The organism is Pseudomonas rosaeacicularis (assembly GCF_057128745.1).
Window position 1 is genome coordinate 64,927 of sequence record NZ_JBSKHT010000014.1, and the last position, 21,548, is coordinate 86,474.

Consider the following 21,548-nt stretch of genomic DNA (forward strand, 5'->3'; position numbering starts at 1 on the left):
AAATTGGCGGGATTTTGTAGGCGTTTTCCTACAGTCTGTAAAAACGAAACCCCCGGCTTCATTGAAGAAAGCGGGGGTTGTCTAGTTTTGTGGAAATTTGGTATCAATGGGCCATGTTTGAGCATCCGGGCTCAATTTGTAACTGTTGGAGATTCTATGGTCCTGCGTAACCCCCTAAACAGCCTTTGATTGGTATTCGCTTTGGTTTTTCAGCAAAGCGAACACCACCCTCGCCAGTTTACGGCCAAGGATAACCAGCGCCTGCGTGGTACTGAATCCGCGGGCTCTTTGCTGTTCGTAGAAAGGTTTCCAGGCGGCTGTGCGGCTGGCGGACATCGCCGCGTTGTAGAGCAGTCGACGGGCCTCTGAGTCGCCCCGTTTGGTCAGGCTGCGGCGCCCGTCCTTTTGTCCCGACTTGGACACCCGCAAGTCCATGCCCAGAAAAGCGATAAACGCATCGCTGCCCCTGAACGTGCCTCGCTCAAAGGTGGTCAGCAGCCGGGCCGCTGTTAAAAATCCAATCCCCTCAACCTGCATGCAACGTTTCAATGTCCCCAGCAAACCAGCCTTTTCCAGGAGACTCTTGATCATCTTCTCGACAAGTGCCTCAAGTCTTTGCATTGACTTGACCTGAGCTGCGAATGAGGTTTTCAGAAGCGGCTCGTTAGCCCAGCTTTGAGTCAGGCTGGTGCGTGCCTGGACCAGCGCTGCACGTCTGCGGAACAGGCTCAGCAATTGACGATAGAGCGGGGATGGCGGCGTCCACGGGTGCAGCTCTTCGGCTTCATTTTTCAAATAGCGCGCCAGCAAACGGGCATCCAGGGCATCGGTCTTGGCGCGTACATTGACACCTTTGCGGTAGTGGCTCAGCTCGTATCCGCCGACCATGTAGACGACACAGCCGGTCTCATGGGCCATATCGGCAAACAGCAGGTGATAGACATTGGTGGCTTCAATGGCGATTGCGACTTTTGCCGGCAGCGCTTTCAACCACTTTTTGATAGCCGTTTTGGTGTTGGGAATAGCCTCCTGCAGATCGCGCTCGGCGTGGTAGATCACCAACTCATCTTTGGCGACATCTACGCCCACAATCGGTTTTGACGCACAGACCAGCATTGCCATGGGAGCAACCTCCGGGATAAGGTTTAGGGACTTGAAGGGGTCACCCAGAGGCGCAGGCTTGTTCCTATCGTCGGTCTAGCCAGAAGCATTCTTTATCGGCGCTTGGGTGAAAGGAGGAGGGGTGAAATCTCCAACGGTCTGTACTGCGCGAACAGTCAGATGCGAGTCTTGTCCCTCCTCCTCCCTTCAAGTCCTACCATACAAGCGAGGCTTGCCCGCGAAGTTAACCGCGCGATGGATCAGGCAAACCACGGTCTTAGCTTCGCGGGCAAGCCTCGCTCCAACAGGGGCCGTTCACAGAAAGGAACAGGCTTTTACTTCGCGACAGCCTCTTTGCCTTTATGTGTTTCAAAGTTTTGCGCCTGAGGTTTCAGCTCTGCCACGAACGGTTTTTCCGGCTTCATGGTGAACGTCAGCAACACCCCGCACACCATGATGCCGATGGACACCAGAAACGTAATGTTCCAGTTGCCGGTCTGGTCGATCAGGTAACCGGCCAGCACCGGGCTGACAATGGCCGCCGTAAAGCCGGTGCCGCTCATGATCCCGCTGGCCGTGCCGGAACGGTCATAGGCGATGTCCATCGGAATCGCCCACATCGGGCCGATGGTCATTTCGTTGAAGAACATCGCAGCCCCCAGGCACAGCAGCGCATACATCGGCTCGTGAAGGATCAACACCGGGATCAATGACAAGCCGGTCAAGGCCATGCACGTCGCCACCATGTAGCTGCGGGCAATGCGCAGGTTGCCGGTGCGCCGCAGCAGGCGGTCGCTGATCATGCCGCCGACCAGATCCCCCACAACGCCTGCGAAAAATACGCCCGACGTAAAGATCACCGCGCTTTTGATGTTCAGGTTGAAGTTGTGCATGAAGTACAGCGGCATCCAGCTGAGCATCAGCCAGAGAATCCAGTTGTAGCAAAAATAGACGCTGGACACCGGCAGCATGCGCTTGTACAGCCGCGCCCAGGTGCCGGGCACATCCTTGGGATGGATCTTCGGCGCAGGCAAACTGCGCAGCTCTTGTTCGGTGATGCGCGGGTGATCGGCCGGTTTCTCGGTGTACGTCACAACCCACAACACCAGCCAGCCGAAACTCAAGGCGCCCAGCAGGTAAAACGCAAAGCGCCAGTCGTAGGCGCTCATCAACGCCATCACCAGCACCGGGGCCACGGCGTTACCCAAACGCGCCGCCGAGTGGGTGATGCCTTGCGCCATGCCGCGTTTGTCCTTGGGAATCCACGACGCCATAGCGCTGGTGGCCGCTGGAAACGTTGCGCCCTCCCCCAGCCCCAACAGCAAACGCGCCAGCACCAGTGACACGAAACCGCCCGCCATGCCGGTCAACGCGGTGGCGATGGCCCAGATAAAAGCGCAGGCGATCAGCGTGCGCTTGGCGCCGTAGCGGTCACTGACCCAGCCGCCGATGAACTGGAAGATCACGTAGGGGTATGCGAACGCGGAAAAGATAAAGCCCAGTTGCGTGTTGCTCAGTCCGAGTTCAGAGCTGAACTGGCTGGCCGCCGTACTGATGTTGACCCGGTCGACGTAGGTAATGAAGTACATCAGGCACAGCATCACCAGCACAGTGGTGGTGGCCTTGAGTTTTAGCCGTTTCATGGTTGCGATCCTCAGTGTCTTTTTTGTAGTTGTTCACTAATGCGCTCGTGTGTAGATCAGGCTTACAGCTCCAGAATCGCGCCCTCGCGTCGCAGATCGGAAATCTGAGCATCGTCAAAGCCGTATTCCTGAAGAATCTCCACGGTGTGCTCCCCCAGCAGCGGCGATGGTCGGTTGACCTGTTTCGGGGTTTCGGAAAAGTGAATCGGCAGCGCGATGCTGCGTGCCGAACCGGTGACCGGGTGATGGGTTTCGACGATCATCTCGCGCTCGAGAATCTGCGGATGCTCCACCGCTTGGGAAATGTCGAGCACCGCACCCACCGGCAAACCCGCTGCGTCCAGCCGTTTGACCCAATTGTCGGTGGTGTCGTGGGAGAGGCATTCGGTGATCAACGCCACCAGCGCTTCGCGGTTTTTCATCCGCAGCACGTTGCTGGTAAAGCGCGGATCGTCACTGATATGCGGCGCGTTCAGCACCTGCAGCAAGCGCTCGTAGTTGCCCTGATTGGCCGCGCCAATGTTGATCCAGCCGTCCTGGGTGCGGAACGCCTGATACGGCGTGCTGGTGGAGTTGGCCGAGCCCATCTTCGGCAGGATCACGCCTTCGGCGAAGTAATTGGCGGCGGGCCAGTACATCTGCTGAAACCCCGCCTCCAGCAACGAGGTGTCGACCACCTGACCTTGCCCGGTCTTCTGTTTATGCGCGTAAGCAGCAGCGATACCCAGCGCAGCGAGAATGCCCGCATTGATGTCGGCAATCGGCGAGCCGGCCTTGATCGGGTCCTGACCCGGCTCACCGGTGGCGCTCATCATCCCGGACAGGCCTTGGGCGATCAGGTCGAAACCGCCCTTGTCGGCATACGGCCCGGTGCGGCCATAACCGGACACCGAGCAATAAATCAGGCCGGGATTAAGCAGCTTGAGGCTGTCGTAACCCAGTCCCAGTTTCTCCATCGTGCCTTTGCGGTAGTTCTCGGTGACCACGTCGGCGTCGGCCAACATGCGCCGCAGCACGGTCTTGCCGCCTTCGGTCTTGAGGTTCAAAGCGATGTCACGCTTGTTGCGGTTGAGGATCATGAACGAGGCCGATTCGCCGTGCTCAAGGATCGGCGCAAAACGGCGGCAGTCGTCGCCACCGTCCATTTTCTCGACCTTGATCACGTCAGCACCCATGTCCGCCAGCATCATCCCGCAGATGGGGCCGGACATGATGTGCGACAGCTCGATGACTTTCATGCCTTGCAATGGACCAGCCATGTCATTTGCCTCCGAAAACAGGGGTGCGCTTGGCCAGGAAGGCCTGATAACCGGTCTGGAAATCTTCGGTCCCGAAGCAATCAAACGCCTCGTCGTATTCCTGCGCGGTCAATGGGGTGGGGTCGGTGCTGCGCTGCACGAATTTCTTGTGCCAGTGCGCAACCAAAGGCGCGCCCGCCGCGATGGCCCTGGCGCTTTCCAGTGCGCGTTGCTCGACCTCGGCATCGGCGACGACGCGGCTGACGATGCGTTTTTGCAGCGCTTCGGCGGCGCCAAAGACCCGCCCTTCCAAGAGCATTTCCAGGGTGATGTCGGGACCGGCGATGCGCATCAAGCCGGACATTTCATCGTGGGACATGGCCAGCCCCAATTTGTTGACCGGTACGCCGAAGCGGCTGGACTCGCCGCAGATGCGGATATCGCATAACGATGCAATGCCCAAACCGCCGCCAACGCAGATGCCGTGAATCATTGCCACCAACGGATGCTTGCAACGGGCAATCGCACGCAGCGCGCCATGCATCACCGGGCCGTATAAGCGCGCTTGTTCAACATTGCTGCGATGGCTTTCGAATTCGGAAATGTCGTTGCCCGGCCCGAAAGCGCGAGTACCTGCGCCGCGAATCACGATGCAGCGGATTGAATCATCGGCATCCAGGGCGCTGATGGTGTCATCGAGCAATTGCCACATCGGCATGGTGGTGGCGTTGAGTTTCTCCGGACGGTTGAGGATCACGGTGACAACATCTGCATCGCGTTCAACCAGAACCGGGGCCGCTACCGAGGGCGATTTGGCGGAGGGAGTTTGGGGGATAACGTGGCTGTTCATAGCGTACCTTTTTTGTTCTAGAAATCGGTATTTGGGATACCGTTTCTTTGTTTTGGTATCCCAAATATAGGCCTGCTGTATTTCTGCGCAAGAAATTTTTCACCAATGGAAGTGGGTACTGACGAATGACATCCCCTGAATTACGCCGCACAAACAGTGCATAGAGGCCGTATGTGGCTCATTTCACGACCACGCGTAGATTATTTCGCCATTCGCCCGGATAATCAGCACGGTTACGGTATGCACCCAACGGACGCTTACAAAAATGATCTGGGATACCGATGGAGATTGACCTTATGTCCGGGAACACCTTTTCAACGAACATCAACGAGGCCGCGTACGCGGCACTGCGTGAACGCATCATCAGCGGAGAACTACAGCCTGGCGCGCCACTTTCAGAACGCGCTCTGTGCGAAGCCCTCGAGGTGTCGCGCACACCGCTGCGCGAGGCGATCAAGATGCTGGCGCGTGAGGGACTGGTGGAAATCTCCGCCACCCGACGAGCGAAAGTTGCCAGCGTGACGCTGGATGAAGCGGCCAATATGCTGACCTTGCTGGCGGCACTTGAGGGTTTGTCAGGAGAACAGGCGTGCCAGAAAATTTCCGGCTCCGACATTGCTGAACTTGAAACCCTGCAAGCCGCCATGCGCCTCAGCTACGAACAGGGCGACCTGCCCGGTTATTTCGAATTGAACCAGGCCATCCACCTGAAGATTCTGGCGGTGGCTGACAACCGCGTGCTATCGGAAATGTTCAGCAACCTCAACGCCCGGTTGCGCCATGTGCGCAAGCGCCTGACCCCTACGCCGGGGCGCTGGCTGCAGGCGGTGACTGAGCATGAGCAAATGCTGGTGTATCTCAAGAAAGGCGACAGCAAAAAACTGCGCACCCTGATGGAAGATCACCTGCGTAATAAGGTGGACGTGTTTCTGGCGACGATGCTGGAGCACGGAATCGTCAGCGTACAGCGCTCGGCTTGAGTACATGATCGCAGGAGGCCATGACCGTTTGTCGGGATTAAGGGCACCTCTGCCAACGCCAGCGGGACAAAGGTGTATCCACGACAACAATGGAATTCATATCATGATCAAGCAAAAATTGACTGCCCTTACGCTTACCGGTCTGATGCTGGCTGCTTCCGGAGCCGCATTCGCAGGCTCTACCGGCCCGACTAATCCAGTGGACAGCACCGGTCCGAAAAACAGCTCATCGAGCATGGGTCAAAGCACCGACGGCACCACCCGTTCAGATACTTCTTCCACCCCAGGCACCAAAGGCATGGGCAGCAACAACGGTAATGGCAGCACGCCAACCACCGGCGGCGATTCCAGTGGCAGTACCGAAAGCGGTAAAGCCAAGGCGAGCGGCACCAAGTAATAAGATTCAGGCTGCGACGATGTAAACCAGTCAACGAGGCGGCGATTCAACGGATCCCCGCCTCGTTCGCTGTCTGCTCCACCCTTCCTGTTCCCCTCCCTAACCAGACGCCCTCCCGGGGGCTCTTGCGTACCTAAGCGAATCGTCCAACTTCAGAAAGCAAATGAGGCCCGCTGCGTAATTCACTGTTTTAAAACCAATCGTCAGAAAACCACTACTTTGAGCACGAGATTGGCCCCGTGCAGTGGCGAACTGAATTTGAGCGCTTATCCTTTGCCTCTTGCCCGCAAGTCGGCGCCGTCCTGTTTGAAAGACGGCAAACAACCTAAAAGCAGCCAAAGGTAACGCCCTTATGAAAGCGATAGGTCTAAGTCTGATTGCCCTGGCGGTGTCAGCAGGATACGTCCAGTCCGTGGAAGCGGAGGCCCTCGTCAGCGATCAGGCTGATGCAAAAGGGTTCGTAGAAGACGCCAAACTCAACGTGCTTCTGCGCAACTATTACTTCAACCGTGACGGTAAAAATGGCGCGGGTGATCGACGTGACTGGTCCCAGGCGGCCATGGCCAATTTCAGCTCGGGGTTTACGCCGGGCACCGTAGGTTTCGGTGTAGACGCCTACGGTTGGTACGGCCTGAAACTCGACGGCGGCGCCGGGCATTCCGGCACTGGCAACATACCGGTCGACAGCAACGGCAGTCCCGAGGACGAGTTTTCCACAGCGGGCGGTGCGCTCAAGATGCGCCTGTCCAAGACCGAGTTGAAATGGGGCACAATGCAGCCCACGGCACCAGTGTTCGCAGCGGGTGGCACGCGGCTGTTTCCCCAGACGGCCACCGGTTTCAGCCTGCAAAGCAGTGAGTTCAGCGGGCTGGATCTGGAAGGAGGTCACTTCACGGCAGGCAATGGCCCACAGCACACCAGTTCAAGTAACGAAATCTACGCCAGTTACGCAGGCGTGACGGCCAACAGCGTGGATTTTGTCGGCGGCAAGTACGCGGTCAGCGATAGCCTGACCGTGTCGTTGTACGGCTCCGAATTCGAAGACATCTGGCGCCAGTACTACGGCAACGCCAACTATGTGCTGGCACTGCCGAGCGACCAATCGGTGGCGTTCGATTTCAACATTTATCGCACAACCGATGAAGGTCAGGCCAAGGCCGGCGACATCGACAACACGACTTGGTCGCTGGCAGCGGCTTACAGCTTCATGGCAGGTCACACCGTCACCCTCGCCTATCAGAAAGTCCACGGTGACGAGCCTTTCGACTATGCCTCTTTCGGCGATAACGGCCCGGGCACTACGGGCGACTCGATCTTCCTGGCTAACTCCATTCAGTACTCGGACTTCAACGGCCCCGGAGAAAAATCCTGGCAGGCGCGCTACGATCTGGCGATGAGCGCCTACGGCGTGCCAGGGCTGAGCTTCATGGCGCGTTACGCCAACGGCAAGGACATCGACGGCAGCAAAATGGCCGCCGACAGCCCCTATCAGGCATACGGCTACGGCGCAGATGGCAAACATCACGAGACTAACCTTGAAGCCAAGTACGTGGTGCAGGCCGGTCCCGCCAAAGACCTTTCGTTTCGCATTCGCCAGGCATGGCATCGCGGCAATGCCGATCAGGCCGAGGGTGATCAAGATGAGTTCCGCCTGATCGTCGACTACCCGATCTCGATACTTTGACAGCTAGCGTTGAGCGACCGTCGTTCATGGAGAGATGAGGACGATCGGCAAAGCAATTGGACTAGTGATCTTTGGCCCAATTGGGAGTGTGACCGTGTGCAGGCCAGGCTTAATTTGTCTGCACACTCACTCTCCCAGGATCGATCATGAAATCTCTGAAGCTGCTGGCCACTGCCTTGTCCTGCTTGGCGCTGTCACTTTCGCTTAGCGCATTTGCTCACGAGGCCGGATCTGAAAAGGTCACGGTTCTCGAAGAACACCCGATGCTCAACGCGCCAGGTAAAAAAGCGGTGATGCTCACTGTTGATTACGCACCTGGCCAGGCCTCCATCGCCCACACCCACGAAGGCTCGACGCTTGCTTATGTGCTGGAGGGCGAAGTGATTTCGCGGGTCAACGATGGCAAAGCCATCACCTACAAACCCGGCCAGACGTTCTACGAACCTGCGGGCTCCAAACACTACGAATCAAAAAACGCCAGCGCCACCAAGCCTGCGAAGTTGCTGGTGTTTGTGTTCATGGATGAGAACGGCGAAGTGCTGAGGCCGATGGGTAAGTGATCCGCCACAGGCGCACGTACCTGTAGGAGCGAACTTGTTCGCTAGACGATGAACCGAGAGATCGCGCCGTTTGCTCGCCAACAAGTTGGCTCCTACAGACTTGCGCTGTCGGTTACGCCGCGCTCAACACGCGAGCCAGCGCTGCCTTGACCGTGCCCATACCCGCCTGCAACGCCTGATCGATCTCGGCCATGGTGATAACAGCGGGCGACTTGCCCGCAGCCGGATTCACCACCAGCGCCAGACAGGCATATTCAAGTCCCAGCTCGCGGGCAAGCGCGGCTTCCGGCATACCGGTCATGCCGACGATGTCGCAGCCATCGCGTTCCAGTCGTGAAACCTCCGCTGCGGTTTCAAGGCGCGGGCCTTGGGTGCAGGCGTAGACGCCAAAATCACTGAAGCCGCAACCCTCGGCGCTCAGCGCATCGATCAATCGCGCACGCAGCGGCTCGCTGTAAGGATGACTGAAATCGATATGGGTGACCTGCTCCAGATCGTCAGCGAAGAATGTGTGCTCACGGCCGCTGGTGTAGTCCACCAGATCATGGGGCACACAGAAATGTCCGGTGCCCATGTCAGGATGGATGCCGCCTACGGCATTCACAGCAAGAATCGCTTGCGCGCCCGCCTGCTGCAGAGCCCACAGGTTGGCGCGGTAGTTGATCTTGTGCGGGGGAAAGCGATGCGGATGACCATGACGCGCGAGGAACATCACTTCACGGCCGGCGTATTCACCCACCTGGATATCGCCAGACGGCGCGCCGTACGGCGTGTTCATCGGCAGCGATTGACGAATCGTCAGCCCGTCGAGTTGCGTCAGACCTGTGCCGCCGATAATCGCGTAAACCGTCATGGCATGTCCTTAATCGATCAGTTGCGCAGCGCGCAGTGACGACAACGCTGCGAGCCAGCGTGGATGCTGGCGATATTCGGTGGTGGCCCAAGATTGTCCGCGCATCTTGGCGATCCGCGGGGCTGGCTTGATCTTCATGCGTTGCGCCGCGCTCAGAGCCAGTTCCGCTGCACCTCGGTCGTTACAGACCAGACCCATGTCGCAACCGGCGGTCAATGCAGCTTCGATACGGCTGGCCGCATCCCCCACCACATGCGCGCCTGCCATGGACAGATCGTCGCTGAAAATCACTCCGTCAAAACCCAGTTCGCCACGCAGGATGTCCTGCAACCAGCGCCGGGAAAAACCGGCGGGCTGAGAGTCGACTTTCGGGTAAATAACGTGGGCTGGCATCACCGCAGCCAACTGCTTGCTCAGACGAGCAAACGGCACCAGATCGTTGGCGCGGATGGACTCAAGGCTGCGCTCGTCGGTAGGAATGGCGACATGGGAATCGGCCTCGGCCCAACCGTGTCCGGGGAAATGCTTGCCGGTGGCGGCCATCCCAGCGGCGTTCATGCCACGGATGAAGGCGCCTGCCAACAAGGCGGCGCGCTCCGGGTCGCCCTCGAAGGCTCGGGTGCCGACGACGGCGCTACGCTGGTAATCGAGGTCCAGCACGGGCGCAAAACTCAAGTCCAGACCGACCGAGAGCACTTCAGTCGCCATCAGCCAGCCGCAAGCTTCGGCCAACGACTCAGCATTGGGCTTATCGGCAATGTGGCGCATCGCGGGCAATCGCACGAAGCCCTGACGCAGACGCTGAACACGTCCGCCCTCTTGGTCCACGGCGAGCAATAGATCAGGCCGGATCGCGCGGATGGACGCGCTGAGTTCGCGAACCTGACGCGGGCTTTCGATGTTGCGAGCAAAAATGATCAGGCCACCCACTTCGGGTTGACGCAGAAACTGACGGTCTTCAGACGTCAGCCAGGTACCGGCGACGTCCACCATCAGGGAGCCTTGGCGGCCAGAACTCATACGAAAATCCTTCAACAAACCATGCACATGGCGGGCATGGTGCTTGATCGACGGATGCGACGCAAATGCGAAGGCATCCGCCTGCGATCAGACTTTGGCAGGGGCCTGGCTTTTAGTGCGGGGCTTGAGCTGAGCGCTGATCATCGCTGTGTCGGTCACGCCGGTTTCGGCGCGCATGCCCGCGGCCAGAAACGGCACCATCAGCCGCATGACCTGCTCGATCGAGGTGTTGACGCCGAAGTCGGTCTCGGCAATCGCGCGCAAGGCCTTGATGCCCGACATGCTGAACGCAGCGGCGCCCAGCATGAAGTGCACACGCCAGAACAATTCAATGGGGGGGATGCGCGGGGCCGCTTCGTTGACCAGCAACATATAGCGGCGGAACACCTTGCCGTACATGTCTTCCAGATAACGCCGCAAATGGCCCTGGCTCTGGCTGAACGCAAGACCCAGCAGGCGCATGAAGATCGACAGGTCATTGCCGCTGCGGGGCTGAACCACGAGCGCCTGCTCGACGAGGATTTCCAGCAGTTCTTCAAGGGTGGGCTTGTGATCGGGTTTGGCCTGACGACGCTCCAACTCACGATCGAGACTGATGCAGAACGGCCCCAGGAAACGCGAGAACACCGCCTGGATCAGCGCCTTCTTCGAGCCAAAATGATAATTAACTGCCGCCAGATTGACTGACGCCTTGCTGGTAATCAGCCTGAGGGAGGTCTCGGCAAAACCTTTTTCTGCGAACAACTGTTCCGCTGCATCGAGAATTCGTTCAACTGTTTCCGACTGGGCCATGGTTCTCTGCCTGACAAACAACTGTTTGAAACATACGTTTCAGCCGGGTGACTGTCAACCCTGCCGTTCGTTTTCTGGCCGCTCGGTCACGTGCATTTAATCATATACGTCGGGGCCTGTAGCCCGCCCCTTGATGGCGGCCGTTTTATCGGGATTGCAACCACCTGGCGCGTGAACTGAAAAGGAGGATTGCCAAGTTCAATTCACTGTATATAATCCCAGTCACTGTATAAAAAGACAGAGCGAGCCCCATGATCAAACTCACGTCACGCCAAGCCGAAATCCTTGATTTCATAAAACGCTGCCTGGAAGACAATGGCTATCCGCCTACCCGTGCGGAAATCGCTCAGGAACTGGGCTTCAAGTCGCCCAACGCCGCCGAAGAACATCTTAAAGCCCTTGCCCGTAAGGGCGCTATCGAAATGACCCCGGGCGCCTCCCGTGGCATCCGCATACCCGGCTTCGAAGCCAAGGCAGACGATAGCGGTCTGCCGATCATTGGCCGAGTCGCTGCCGGCGCCCCTATCCTGGCGCAGCAACACATCGAAGAATCCCTGAGCATCAACCCCGCCTTTTTCCATCCCAGCGCTGACTACCTCCTACGCGTACACGGCATGAGCATGAAAGATGTCGGCATTCTGGATGGTGATCTGCTAGCGGTGCACACCACCCGCGAGGCCCGTAATGGTCAGATCGTGGTAGCCCGTATCGGCGATGAAGTGACCGTCAAACGATTCAAGCGCGAAGGCAGCAGAGTCTGGTTGATCGCAGAAAACCCGGACTTCGCCCCCATTGAAGTGAACCTCAAAGACCAGGATCTGGTTATCGAAGGGTTGAGCGTCGGCGTCATTCGCCGCTAAGGAGAACGTTTATGCAGTTCCCACAGACACACCAACAACATGCGCAACTGCCATTGTTCGAAGCATTCATGGCGCAACCGCTGGCGCCGATGCTCAATGTTCCGATCCTTGAAGATGTGATCGAAGCGCCGTGGAGTAACGAACCGGAAGCTTTCAGTGAGTTGTCATTGCGTGGGGCGGCCGGGAACTGCCTGAATCTACTGGCGCCTATCTTGCGCGAACTGAGCCAGGATCAGGATGCACGCTGGCTGACGTTGATCGCTCCGCCAGCGAGCGTGACACAGGCATGGTTGAGAGACGCGGGGCTGAACCGGGAACGCATTCTTCTGTTGCAACCACGCGGCACACAAAGCGCACTTGAGTTGACGCGAGAAGCCCTGAGGCTCGGGCGTAGTCATACCGTAGTTAGCTGGATCAGTCTGATCAGCGGCGCCGCGCGGCAACAGCTTGTCAGCGCAGCAAGGATTGGGGATGCGCAAAGCCTGAACATTCGCCTGGGCTAAGATCGCCAGGCAGTTGCGTTTCAGGACCTGCAGGACGTCTCAGAGGCGAGAGTCCGACAAAAAGTATGCTGTAGGCAGAACAGCGGTGAATCAGTGAAGCACCCGGGGGCCATCGTCTTTTTCCAGCTCGCCTTCGGCAAGACGACCGGCCATCTGGACACCAACGCTCAACATCGCCTTGGCAACTTCAACATGTTGGCCTTGCAGAAAAACTTTGGCGTCTTCCGAAAAATTCAGGGTAACCAACGACCCTTCATCTTCAGCACGACGTAGCTCGATACGGCCGTCAGGCAGTTCGACAATTTCCAGAAAAGACGTTGGCATTAACACAGTTCTCCACGAAAGGCCGGCATTGTACCAGCCGGATGCCTCAGGCCCTAGTCCATCGATCACCCGGATTCAGCACTCGCTGAGACCTTCCCTGAAGCGTATTGCCAGCCCCTTGAGCTGCTGACGCCAGCTTTCCATCTCTTCCCGGCTCAGCTCTGGCTCAGCCTGCTCTTCACTGCCCACTGAGATAATCAGCGGCTGAGTGACGTCACCTTTGGGTTTTTTCGGCGCCCGTGGCGGTTGAAACAATGCGTTGTAGGACTCCAACAGCTGTGCCAACCAGGTTTCTCTCTGCTGGGCCAGCTCTACCAGTTCCGCCATCTCCGGGATCGCGATTGCCTCAAGCACTTGCGGGGTCAGCAGTGTTTCAGCACGGGGCGCACTGGCTTGCGGGAGTCGGTAATAGCCTGCGATCTCGTGGCATAGCCCGAGCAGCGCACCATACAAATGAAACACCGCCGCCTCACGTTCAGCCGTCTCCAGGCCTTGAGCATTCATCGCCCCGCTGGTTTTTGCCTTGGCCATGGCTTCGAGTGCCAGACCTGCAAAAAAAAGTTTCTGATTGGTACGGGTATAGAGTTCGTGAGCCATGACAGTGGCCTCCACCATTGACGAGTAAGAACCGGCACAGACGGTATTCATCATCGGGACAAAAAAATCCCCCGGCGAACCGAGGGACACTTTTAACGCAAACCGCACGCGCCTGCCAGTGGAGTCAGGCGCTCATGATCAGCGCTTGTCTTCGACCTTCCACGCTTTGCCGTCGTAGAACGCACGCCAGCCGGTTGGCTTGCCTTCGACTTCAGTCTGCACGTACTGTTCTTTGGACTTGCGACTGTAGCGGATAACACTTGGTCGGCCGTCCGGATCTTTCTTCGGCGCTTCGCACAAGAAGTGGTACTTCGGATCGATCTCGTCTTTGTGCGGCGCGATTTCCATGACCAAAGGCGCACGAGTCTCGCGGTTTTTCGGGAACTGGCTGGCGGCCAGGAACAAGCCCGAGGCGCCGTCACGCAAGATGTAGGTATCGTCTACCTTGTCGCACTTGAGTTCCGGCATTTTCACCGGATCCATCTTCGGAGGCGCCGCTTCACCGCTTTTCAGCAGCTTGCGGGTGTTCTTGCAGTTGGTGCACCCGAAGAACTTGCCGAAACGGCCCGTCTTGAGTTGCATTTCGCCGCCACACTTATCGCACTCCACGCTCGGGCCTTCGTAGCCCTTGATCCGGTAGGTACCTTCTTCGACCTCGTAACCTGCGCAGTCCGGGTTATTACCGCAGATGTGCAGCTTGCGCTTCTCATCCAGCAGGTAGGCATCCATCGCCGTGCTGCAGATCGGGCAGCGATGCTTGCCGCGCAATACGCGGGATTCAGACTCGCCTTCGTCGTCTTCGGCAATCTCATCGCCCGGCGTCAGGTTGACCGTTGCCTTGCAGCGCTCCTTCACTGGCAGGCTGTAGCCTGAACAGCCAAGGAATACACCGGTCGATGCAGTACGAATCTGCATCGGACGACCACACACCTTGCACGGGATGTCAGTCATCACTGGCTGGTTGGCACGCATGCCACTGTCAGCGGCTTCGGCCACTTCCAGTTTTTTCTTGAAGTCGCCGTAGAACTCGTCGAGCACGTTCTTCCAGTCACGACCGCCCTGGGCCACGTCGTCGAGGTTCTCTTCCATGCCGGCCGTAAAGCCATAGTCCATCAGGTTCGAGAAGCTCTCGGACAGACGCTCAGTGACGATGTCGCCCATCTTTTCCGAGTAGAAGCGGCGGTTGTGCAGCGCTACATAGCCACGGTCCTGGATGGTCGAAATGATCGCAGCGTAGGTCGAAGGACGACCGATGCCGCGTTTTTCCATTTCTTTTACCAGGCTCGCCTCGGAGTAGCGCGCTGGCGGCTTGGTGAAATGCTGGGTCGGATCAAGCTTGATCAGCTTCATCTTGTCGCCCTGGGCCATGTCAGGCAGCACGTCATCGTCGCCCGGCTTGGCCATTTGCGGCATGACGCGGGTGTAACCGTCGAACTTGAGGATGCGGCCCTTGGCACGCAGTTCGAACTCACCGGCAGCGACGCTGACTGTGGTAGACAAGTATTGCGCAGGCGGCATCTGGCAGGCCACGAACTGGCGCCAGATCAGCTCGTAAAGACGCTCGGCGTCACGCTCCATCCCCGTCAACTTGCTCGGGTGCGTATTGACGTCCGAAGGTCGAATCGCTTCGTGAGCCTCTTGAGCGCCTTCCTTGCTGCTGTAAACCAGAGGCGATTCCGGCAGATACTTTTTGCCAAACTCGGTTTCGATATAAGTGCGGGCCATGGCCACAGCGTCAGCCGACAGGTTGGTGGAGTCGGTACGCATGTAGGTGATGTAGCCGGCCTCGTACAAGCGCTGGGCCATCATCATGGTTTTCTTCACGCCGAAGCCCAGCCGGTTGCTACCGGCCTGCTGCAAAGTTGACGTGATGAACGGCGCCGAGGGCTTGCTGCTGGTCGGCTTGTCTTCGCGCCTGACGATGGAATAGGCCGAGACTTTCAGCTTTTCCAGTGCAGCCATGGCGTGGGTTTCGTTAAGCGGCTTGAACGCTTCGCCGTTTTCCCGAGCGACTTCAAAGCGCACATTGGCGCCCTTGGCAGTGCCCAGGTCAGCGTGAACTTCCCAGTATTCTTCCGGGTTGAACGCGCGGATTTCACGCTCACGCTCCACTACCAGCTTCACGGCGACCGATTGCACGCGACCGGCAGACAGGCCACGAGCAATTTTCTGCCACAGCAGCGGCGAGACCATGTAACCGACAACGCGATCGAGGAAGCGACGGGCCTGCTGCGCGTTGACCCTATCAATGTCCAGCTCACCCGGTTTGGAGAAAGCCTCCTGAATGGCCTTCTTGGTGATTTCGTTGAACACCACGCGCTTGTAGCGAGAGTCATCACCGCCAATAGCTTCGCGCAGGTGCCAGGCAATGGCTTCCCCTTCGCGGTCCAAGTCCGTCGCGAGATAGATGGTGTCGGCGTCTTTAGCCAGACGACGCAGCTCCTCGATCACCTTCTCCTTGCCGGGAAGGATTTCGTATTTGGCTTTCCAGCCGTGGTCCGGATCGACGCCCATACGGGCAACCAACTGGCGCTTGGCCTTTTCCTTGGGCGACAACGCGGGGGCTTCACCGGCAACGGCCTTGCCACGCTTGGCGGCAGGCTCCTTGCTGGCGCTAGCCGAACCGCTGGTGGGCAGGTCTCGGATATGGCCGATACTCGACTTCACCACGTACTGGTTGCCCAAATACTTGTTGATGGTCTTGGCCTTAGCCGGGGATTCCACAATGACCAGCGATTTGCCCATGGATCGGAAAATTCCTGAATGCTAGAAAAAAGACGAGAGAGCCGTCGAGGCCCCGCTATATATAGTGGCTACAAGGTGAGGTCAAGCACGGGGTATTACAACCGCCAGCCTCAAGACTGCGTGAAACGGTCGGGCTCGGCCTCGACCAAAGCAAAGCGCGGCACGTGCTCGCCGTCAACCTCGACCGACTGCACAAACATGCTCAACGGCCGGACCCAGAGCCCGTATTCGCCATATAGCGCTTGATAGAACACCACTTCTTCCTCGGTCTCGGAATGCCGCGCGACACCGAAAACACGGTACTCGGGGCCTTTGTAATGACGGTAGAGACCTGGTTGCAGCTTCATGGTGCGGCCCTCGCAAAATGCAGCGAAAAAAACTGCCAAAAAACATTTCCCGGAAAAAACAAAAGCCGGGGCACCTGGCCCCGGCTTGCAACATCACACCGGATTAAACGCGTTCAAACACGGTGGTGATGCCCTGTCCCAGACCAATGCACATGGTCGCAACACCCAGGGTGCCGCCTTTCTGCTTCATGACATTGAGCAAGGTACCGGAGATACGCGCTCCGGAACATCCAAATGGATGGCCCAGGGCGATAGCGCCGCCGTGCAGGTTAACCTTCTCTTCCATCTTGTCGAGCACTTTCAAATCTTTCAGCACTGGCAGCGCTTGCGCGGCGAAGGCTTCATTGAGTTCAAAGTAGTCGATATCCCCGATGGAGAGGCCCGCCCGCTTGAGTGCTTTCTGGGTCGCCGGGACCGGGCCGTAGCCCATGATCGCAGGATCCACGCCCGCCACCGCCATCGAACGAATAACCGCCAACGGCTGGATGCCGAGGTCCATGGCACGCTGCCCGGACATCACGATCATGCAGGAAGCGCCATCGGTGATTTGCGAGGAAGTACCCGCTGTCACGGTGCCGCCTTTAGGGTTGAACGCAGGTTTCAACGCGGCCAGACTTTCCAGCGTGGTTTCTGGACGGATGGTCTCGTCGTAGTCAAACATCTTCAGGAAGCCGTTCTCGTCATACCCTTGCATCGGGATGATTTCGTCTTTGAAGTTGCCCTCAACGGTGGCCTGATGCGCGAGACGATGAGAACGCACGCCGAACGCGTCCTGTTGCTCGCGGGTCACGCCGTGCATCTTGCCAAGCATTTCAGCGGTCAAGCCCATCATGCCCGACGCCTTGGCGGCATAAAGCGACATGTGCGGGTTGGGATCGACGCCGTGCATCATGCCGACGTGGCCCATGTGCTCGACCCCGCCGATGACGAACACATCCCCGTTACCGGTCATGATCGCTTGAGCGGCGGTATGCAGCGCGCTCATGGACGAACCGCACAGGCGGCTCACGGTCTGCGCAGCCGACGTGTGCGGGATCTGGGTCATCAGCGACGCCATGCGCGCGATGTTCCAGCCCTGCTCCAGGGTCTGGTTGACGCAGCCCCAGATCACGTCCTCGACTTCTGCCGGGTCGACCTTGGCGTTGCGTTCCAGCAACTTGCTGATCAAGTGCGCCGACATGTCCTCAGCGCGGGTATTGCGGTGCATGCCACCCTTGGAGCGGCCCATCGGGGTGCGACCGAAGTCGACAATCACGACGTCTTTCGGATTCAAGCTCATATATTCACCTACTCGTTGGGCACTTAACCGAAGAAGCTCTGGCCGTTTTTGGCCATCTCGCGCAGCTTCGCAGTGGGGTGGTACAGCGCGCCCAGATCAGCGTATTGGTCAGCCAGGGCTACGAATTGCGCAACACCGATCGAGTCGATATAGCGCAGTGCGCCGCCGCGGAACGGAGGGAAACCGATGCCGTAAATCAGGCCCATGTCAGCCTCAGCGGCCGTGTCGACGATGCCGTCTTCCAGGCAACGCACGGTCTCCAGGCACAATGGGATCATCATCCAGTTGATGATGTCTTCGTCGCTGACTTCACGGTGTTCGTAGACAATCGGCTTGAGCACTTCCAGCACGGAAGCATCCACGACCTTCTTCGGTTTGCCCTTCTTGTCGGTCTCGTAAACGTAGAAGCCTTTGCCGTTCTTCTGGCCCAGGCGATCTGCCTCATACAGCGCGTCAACCGCGGAACGACGGTCGTCCTTCATGCGATCCGGGAAGCCTTCGGCCATGACGTCGCGACCGTGGTGGCCAGTGTCGATGCCGACCACGTCCATCAGGTACGCCGGGCCCATTGGCCAGCCGAATTTTTCCATCACTTTGTCGATGCGCACGAAGTCGACGCCAGCGCTGACCAGCTTGGCGAAACCGCCGAAGTACGGGAACAGGATGCGGTTGACCAAGAAGCCCGGGCAGTCGTTGACCACGATCGGGTTTTTGCCCATTTTCTTGGCGTAGGCCACGGTGGTTGCGACGGCCACTTCACTGGACTTCTCGCCGCGAATGACTTCTACCAACGGCATCATGTGCACCGGGTTGAAGAAGTGCATGCCGACGAAGTTTTCCGGACGCTTGAGAGCCTTAGCCAGCAAGCTGATGGAGATGGTCGATGTGTTGGAAGCCAGGATGGTGTCTTCGCCCACCTGCCCTTCGACTTCCGCCAGCACGGCTTGCTTGACCTTCGGGTTCTCGACCACGGCCTCGACGACCAGATCGACGTTGCCGAAATCGCCGTAAGACAATGTAGGACGAATCGCATTGAGCGCTTCAGCCATTTTGTCTGGCGTCAGCCGACCTTTTTCAACGCGCTTGCCGAGTAGCTTTGACGCTTCGCCAAGACCCAGTTGAATGGCTTCTTCACGAATGTCTTTCATCAGGATCGGCGTGCCTTTGACAGCCGACTGATAAGCGATACCACCGCCCATGATCCCAGCGCCGAGCACGGCTGCCTGCTTCACGTCCTTGGCGACTTCGTCGTAGATTTTGGCTTTCTTTTTCAGTTCCTGATCGTTGAGGAACAGCCCGATCAGGCTCTCGGCAGCCGAGGTTTTCGCCAGCTTGACGAAACCGGCGGCTTCGACTTCAAGCGCCTTGTCGCGACCGAAGTTGGCAGCCTTCTGGATAGTTTTGATCGCTTCGACCGGCGCCGGATAGTTCGGGCCCGCTTGACCGGCAACGAAACCTTTGGCGGTTTCGAAGGCCATCATCTGCTCAATGGCGTTGAGCTTGAGCTTTTCAAGCTTGGGTTGACGCTTGGCCTTGAAATCGAACTCGCCGGAAATGGCGCGCTTGATCAGGTCCAGTGCCGCTTCCTGAAGCTTTTCAGGAACGACAACCGCATCGACCGCGCCCACTTTCAGTGCATCTTCGGCGCGATTGTCTTTGCCGGAGGCGATCCACTCCACAGCATTGTCGACGCCGATGAGGCGTGGCAGGCGAACGGTGCCGCCGAAACCCGGGTAAATGCCGAGTTTGACCTCTGGCAGACCGATCTTGGCCGTGGTGGACATCACACGGAAGTCAGCGGCCAGGCACATTTCAAGGCCACCACCCAGCGCGATCCCATTGATCGCGGCAACGGTTGGCACGTTCAGGTCTTCAAAATCACTGAAAATCCGGTTGGCTTCCAGGTTGCCCGCGACCAGCTCTGCGTCTGGCAGCTTGAAGTTTTCAACGAATTCAGTGATGTCAGCGCCGACGATGAACACGTCTTTACCGCTGGTGACGATGACGCCCTTGACCGAGCCATCGGCTTTGATGGCTTCAATGGCCTGACGCAAGTCATTGAGGGTGAGGCGGTTGAACTTGTTGACGGACTCACCCTTGAGGTCGAACTTCAGTTCGACGATGCCACTTTCAAGAGCCGTAACCGTGATGGCTTTACCTTCGTAAATCATCAACTGATCTCCACGATATGGAAGCTGAACAATACGCATCGGACGCTGATTCCGGCGAAAGACACGGCGATATCGCCGCTACCGACCACCAAACACCAGGCACCCCGTCGACACGACTCGGGCGTCTGTCAGAGCATTCCTACGGCAAACGCTCAATTCATACGCCCGTTTGATTGGGTGCGCCTACCTTCATCCATATTCCGGCAATTGTCAATTGAGGCGACAGGGGGCATAAGCGGCAAATCCGGGTTGGCAGGCGAGATTGATACGCACGCATTCATTGCGTTGATGAAGTTAAACGCGAGAAATGAACGTGAAATGCTCGAAAGGCGAGAGATGCTTATAAAAAGAGAAAAAATTGGATCAGCCGCAGACAAATGCACCAATAAGGTCTACATTCAGCGCACTGCGCATCAAGACGGGTCGTTTCGAGACATCGTAGCGAATCTGCACTCAATTAGCGGCGCTGCAACGCAGAGTGCCCCGAGTTGAACGCACACAGAATTATCGGCCTGCCTGGCCAACCCCGGCCCGATGTTGTTATCGGGCTTTTTAATGCCTGCGATTTGGCAGGAGGCTACTCAGGCGAGTGCTTTGAGCACCGCTGCAATGCGCTGCAACACTTGCTCTTCGCCCTTCTCGCCCCAGTACAAAGCGATCAGTTGCTTGCCCGCCTCAACCTTGTACGTATCGGCTGGCAGAGTCTTAAATTGCTCCAACAAACGCGCGTCCTCGCAGGGCTCGCGCCATTTATTGAGCCACAACCCAGGTTCTGTCTGAAAGTACACCCAGCTGTCTGGCTTGGACGATCGGCGCGGACGATGGTACTGCGCGCACGGGCTCGGCGGCTCCTTGGGCAGCCAGTGCGGCCAGTCCTGCGGCATTAATTGCATCGCCAACCCCATGCGTCTGGCTTCCATCCGCAACGCCATTCTGCCACTCTGCTGCCGCGACGGACGCAGCCAGACCAACGGGCTCAGGACGGCGGCGAGGATTGCAATCACGATCCATACCGTCATTTGCCTGTTCCCTGAATGAAATGGCCGCAGTTGCAGACACAAAGGCGTGCCATGAGGCGCGTGAAAAGAGCCATAATTAAAACCATCGCAAACCTCAGAAGGAACATCCCATGTCCTATACACATATTTTGGTTGCCGTGGACCTCACTGAAGAGTGCGATCCGGTCATCAAACGGGCCATGAATCTGGCGCTGGCCAGCGAAGCCAAGCTGTCGCTGGTGCACATCGTGGAGCCAATGGCCATGGCATTCGGTGGCGATGTCCCTATGGATCTTTCGCAACTGCAACAGCAACAGTTCGACCAGGCCAAGGAAAAGCTTGAAGCTCTGAAGCTCAAGTACCCGGAAGTGAAGACTGGCGACAGTCATCTGACCTACGGCCAACCGCGCCAGGAAATCCACCAGCTTGCCAAGGAACATCACTGTGACTTGATCGTGGTTGGCAGCCATGGCCGTCATGGTCTGTCACTGCTGCTGGGCTCAACAGCCAATGACGTGCTGCACGGTGCGCCCTGCGACGTGCTGGCTGTACGTCTGGTCAAGCGCGCCGAGTAAGCACGCGCCTACCGCGCCAGCAAAAAGCCCG

At 58.0% G+C, this 21,548-nt stretch carries 21 protein-coding genes; 7 read left to right on the forward strand and 14 right to left on the reverse strand.

Annotated features, from left to right (window positions below):
• Window positions 1–174: 174 nt before the first annotated feature.
• The 4 genes from ACWKWM_RS18760 to ACWKWM_RS18775 all read right to left on the reverse strand — a co-directional run bounded on the left by ACWKWM_RS18760 (window position 175) and on the right by ACWKWM_RS18775 (window position 4,832).
• Window positions 175–1,113 (reverse strand): IS110 family RNA-guided transposase, encoded by a 939-nt coding sequence (locus tag ACWKWM_RS18760; protein ID WP_483847702.1) that lies wholly within the window; start codon window positions 1,111–1,113, stop codon window positions 175–177.
• Between the two features lie 323 nt (window positions 1,114–1,436).
• Window positions 1,437–2,744 carry an MFS transporter gene (locus ACWKWM_RS18765; RefSeq protein ID WP_483847571.1) on the reverse strand — a complete coding sequence of 436 codons (1,308 nt, stop codon included), beginning with the start codon at window positions 2,742–2,744 and terminating at the stop codon, window positions 1,437–1,439.
• A gap of 62 nt (window positions 2,745–2,806) precedes the next feature.
• The gene (locus ACWKWM_RS18770; RefSeq protein WP_483847572.1) at window positions 2,807–4,003 is read right to left on the reverse strand and encodes a CaiB/BaiF CoA transferase family protein; all 1,197 of its coding nucleotides are present in this window, start codon (window positions 4,001–4,003) and stop codon (window positions 2,807–2,809) included.
• A gap of 1 nt (window position 4,004) precedes the next feature.
• Complete coding sequence (locus ACWKWM_RS18775) at window positions 4,005–4,832, reverse strand: enoyl-CoA hydratase/isomerase family protein (protein ID WP_483847573.1); 828 nt, start codon at window positions 4,830–4,832, stop codon at window positions 4,005–4,007.
• A 296-nt stretch (window positions 4,833–5,128) separates the two neighbouring features.
• Here ACWKWM_RS18775 and ACWKWM_RS18780 point away from each other — a divergent pair, with 296 nt between their 5' ends.
• The 4 genes from ACWKWM_RS18780 to ACWKWM_RS18795 all read left to right on the forward strand — a co-directional run bounded on the left by ACWKWM_RS18780 (window position 5,129) and on the right by ACWKWM_RS18795 (window position 8,453).
• On the forward strand, window positions 5,129–5,812 hold the full coding sequence (locus ACWKWM_RS18780) for a GntR family transcriptional regulator (protein WP_483847574.1): 684 nt from the start codon (window positions 5,129–5,131) through the stop codon (window positions 5,810–5,812).
• A gap of 103 nt (window positions 5,813–5,915) precedes the next feature.
• Window positions 5,916–6,209 carry a hypothetical protein gene (locus ACWKWM_RS18785; protein ID WP_483847575.1) on the forward strand — a complete coding sequence of 98 codons (294 nt, stop codon included), beginning with the start codon at window positions 5,916–5,918 and terminating at the stop codon, window positions 6,207–6,209.
• A gap of 352 nt (window positions 6,210–6,561) precedes the next feature.
• Complete coding sequence (locus ACWKWM_RS18790) at window positions 6,562–7,893, forward strand: OprD family porin (RefSeq protein ID WP_483847576.1); 1,332 nt, start codon at window positions 6,562–6,564, stop codon at window positions 7,891–7,893.
• 146 nt (window positions 7,894–8,039) lie between these two features.
• On the forward strand, window positions 8,040–8,453 hold the full coding sequence (locus ACWKWM_RS18795; protein WP_483847577.1) for a cupin domain-containing protein: 414 nt from the start codon (window positions 8,040–8,042) through the stop codon (window positions 8,451–8,453).
• A gap of 112 nt (window positions 8,454–8,565) precedes the next feature.
• On the opposite strand, the gene ACWKWM_RS18800 is transcribed toward ACWKWM_RS18795, so the two are convergent.
• From ACWKWM_RS18800 to psrA, 3 genes are all read right to left on the reverse strand, one after another.
• Window positions 8,566–9,306: an S-methyl-5'-thioinosine phosphorylase gene (locus ACWKWM_RS18800; protein WP_483847578.1), complete on the reverse strand. Its 741-nt coding sequence runs from the start codon at window positions 9,304–9,306 to the stop codon at window positions 8,566–8,568.
• Window positions 9,307–9,315: 9 nt separating this feature from the next.
• Window positions 9,316–10,326 (reverse strand): beta-N-acetylhexosaminidase, encoded by a 1,011-nt coding sequence (nagZ, locus tag ACWKWM_RS18805; protein WP_483847579.1) that lies wholly within the window; start codon window positions 10,324–10,326, stop codon window positions 9,316–9,318.
• An 87-nt stretch (window positions 10,327–10,413) separates the two neighbouring features.
• The gene (gene psrA, locus ACWKWM_RS18810; RefSeq protein ID WP_483847580.1) at window positions 10,414–11,118 is read right to left on the reverse strand and encodes a transcriptional regulator PsrA; all 705 of its coding nucleotides are present in this window, start codon (window positions 11,116–11,118) and stop codon (window positions 10,414–10,416) included.
• 251 nt (window positions 11,119–11,369) lie between these two features.
• Between psrA and lexA the strand changes: the two genes are divergently transcribed.
• Window positions 11,370–11,978: a transcriptional repressor LexA gene (gene lexA / locus ACWKWM_RS18815; protein ID WP_349802667.1), complete on the forward strand. Its 609-nt coding sequence runs from the start codon at window positions 11,370–11,372 to the stop codon at window positions 11,976–11,978.
• Between the two features lie 11 nt (window positions 11,979–11,989).
• A complete protein-coding gene (sulA, locus tag ACWKWM_RS18820; protein WP_483847581.1) occupies window positions 11,990–12,481 on the forward strand; it encodes an SOS-induced cell division inhibitor SulA in 492 nt (163 codons plus the stop codon).
• 90 nt (window positions 12,482–12,571) lie between these two features.
• Here the strand turns inward: sulA and ACWKWM_RS18825 are convergent, their stop codons facing one another.
• From ACWKWM_RS18825 to ACWKWM_RS18855, 7 genes are all read right to left on the reverse strand, one after another.
• The gene (locus ACWKWM_RS18825; protein WP_483836862.1) at window positions 12,572–12,805 is read right to left on the reverse strand and encodes a hypothetical protein; all 234 of its coding nucleotides are present in this window, start codon (window positions 12,803–12,805) and stop codon (window positions 12,572–12,574) included.
• 75 nt (window positions 12,806–12,880) lie between these two features.
• Window positions 12,881–13,402 (reverse strand): DUF6586 family protein, encoded by a 522-nt coding sequence (locus ACWKWM_RS18830; RefSeq protein WP_483847582.1) that lies wholly within the window; start codon window positions 13,400–13,402, stop codon window positions 12,881–12,883.
• 138 nt (window positions 13,403–13,540) lie between these two features.
• Complete coding sequence (topA, locus tag ACWKWM_RS18835; RefSeq protein WP_483847583.1) at window positions 13,541–16,147, reverse strand: type I DNA topoisomerase; 2,607 nt, start codon at window positions 16,145–16,147, stop codon at window positions 13,541–13,543.
• 110 nt (window positions 16,148–16,257) lie between these two features.
• Window positions 16,258–16,494, reverse strand: coding sequence for a DUF1653 domain-containing protein (locus ACWKWM_RS18840; RefSeq protein ID WP_483847584.1), 237 nt, complete (start codon window positions 16,492–16,494; stop codon window positions 16,258–16,260).
• 103 nt (window positions 16,495–16,597) lie between these two features.
• Window positions 16,598–17,773: an acetyl-CoA C-acyltransferase FadA gene (fadA, locus tag ACWKWM_RS18845; RefSeq protein WP_483836866.1), complete on the reverse strand. Its 1,176-nt coding sequence runs from the start codon at window positions 17,771–17,773 to the stop codon at window positions 16,598–16,600.
• A gap of 23 nt (window positions 17,774–17,796) precedes the next feature.
• Window positions 17,797–19,944 (reverse strand): fatty acid oxidation complex subunit alpha FadB, encoded by a 2,148-nt coding sequence (gene fadB / locus ACWKWM_RS18850; RefSeq protein WP_483847585.1) that lies wholly within the window; start codon window positions 19,942–19,944, stop codon window positions 17,797–17,799.
• Window positions 19,945–20,525: 581 nt separating this feature from the next.
• On the reverse strand, window positions 20,526–20,963 hold the full coding sequence (locus ACWKWM_RS18855) for a hypothetical protein (protein WP_483847586.1): 438 nt from the start codon (window positions 20,961–20,963) through the stop codon (window positions 20,526–20,528).
• Window positions 20,964–21,073: 110 nt separating this feature from the next.
• Here ACWKWM_RS18855 and ACWKWM_RS18860 point away from each other — a divergent pair, with 110 nt between their 5' ends.
• Entirely contained in the window at window positions 21,074–21,517 is a 444-nt protein-coding gene (locus ACWKWM_RS18860; RefSeq protein ID WP_483847587.1) for a universal stress protein, read from the forward strand.
• The last annotated feature ends 31 nt before the right edge of the window (window positions 21,518–21,548 follow it).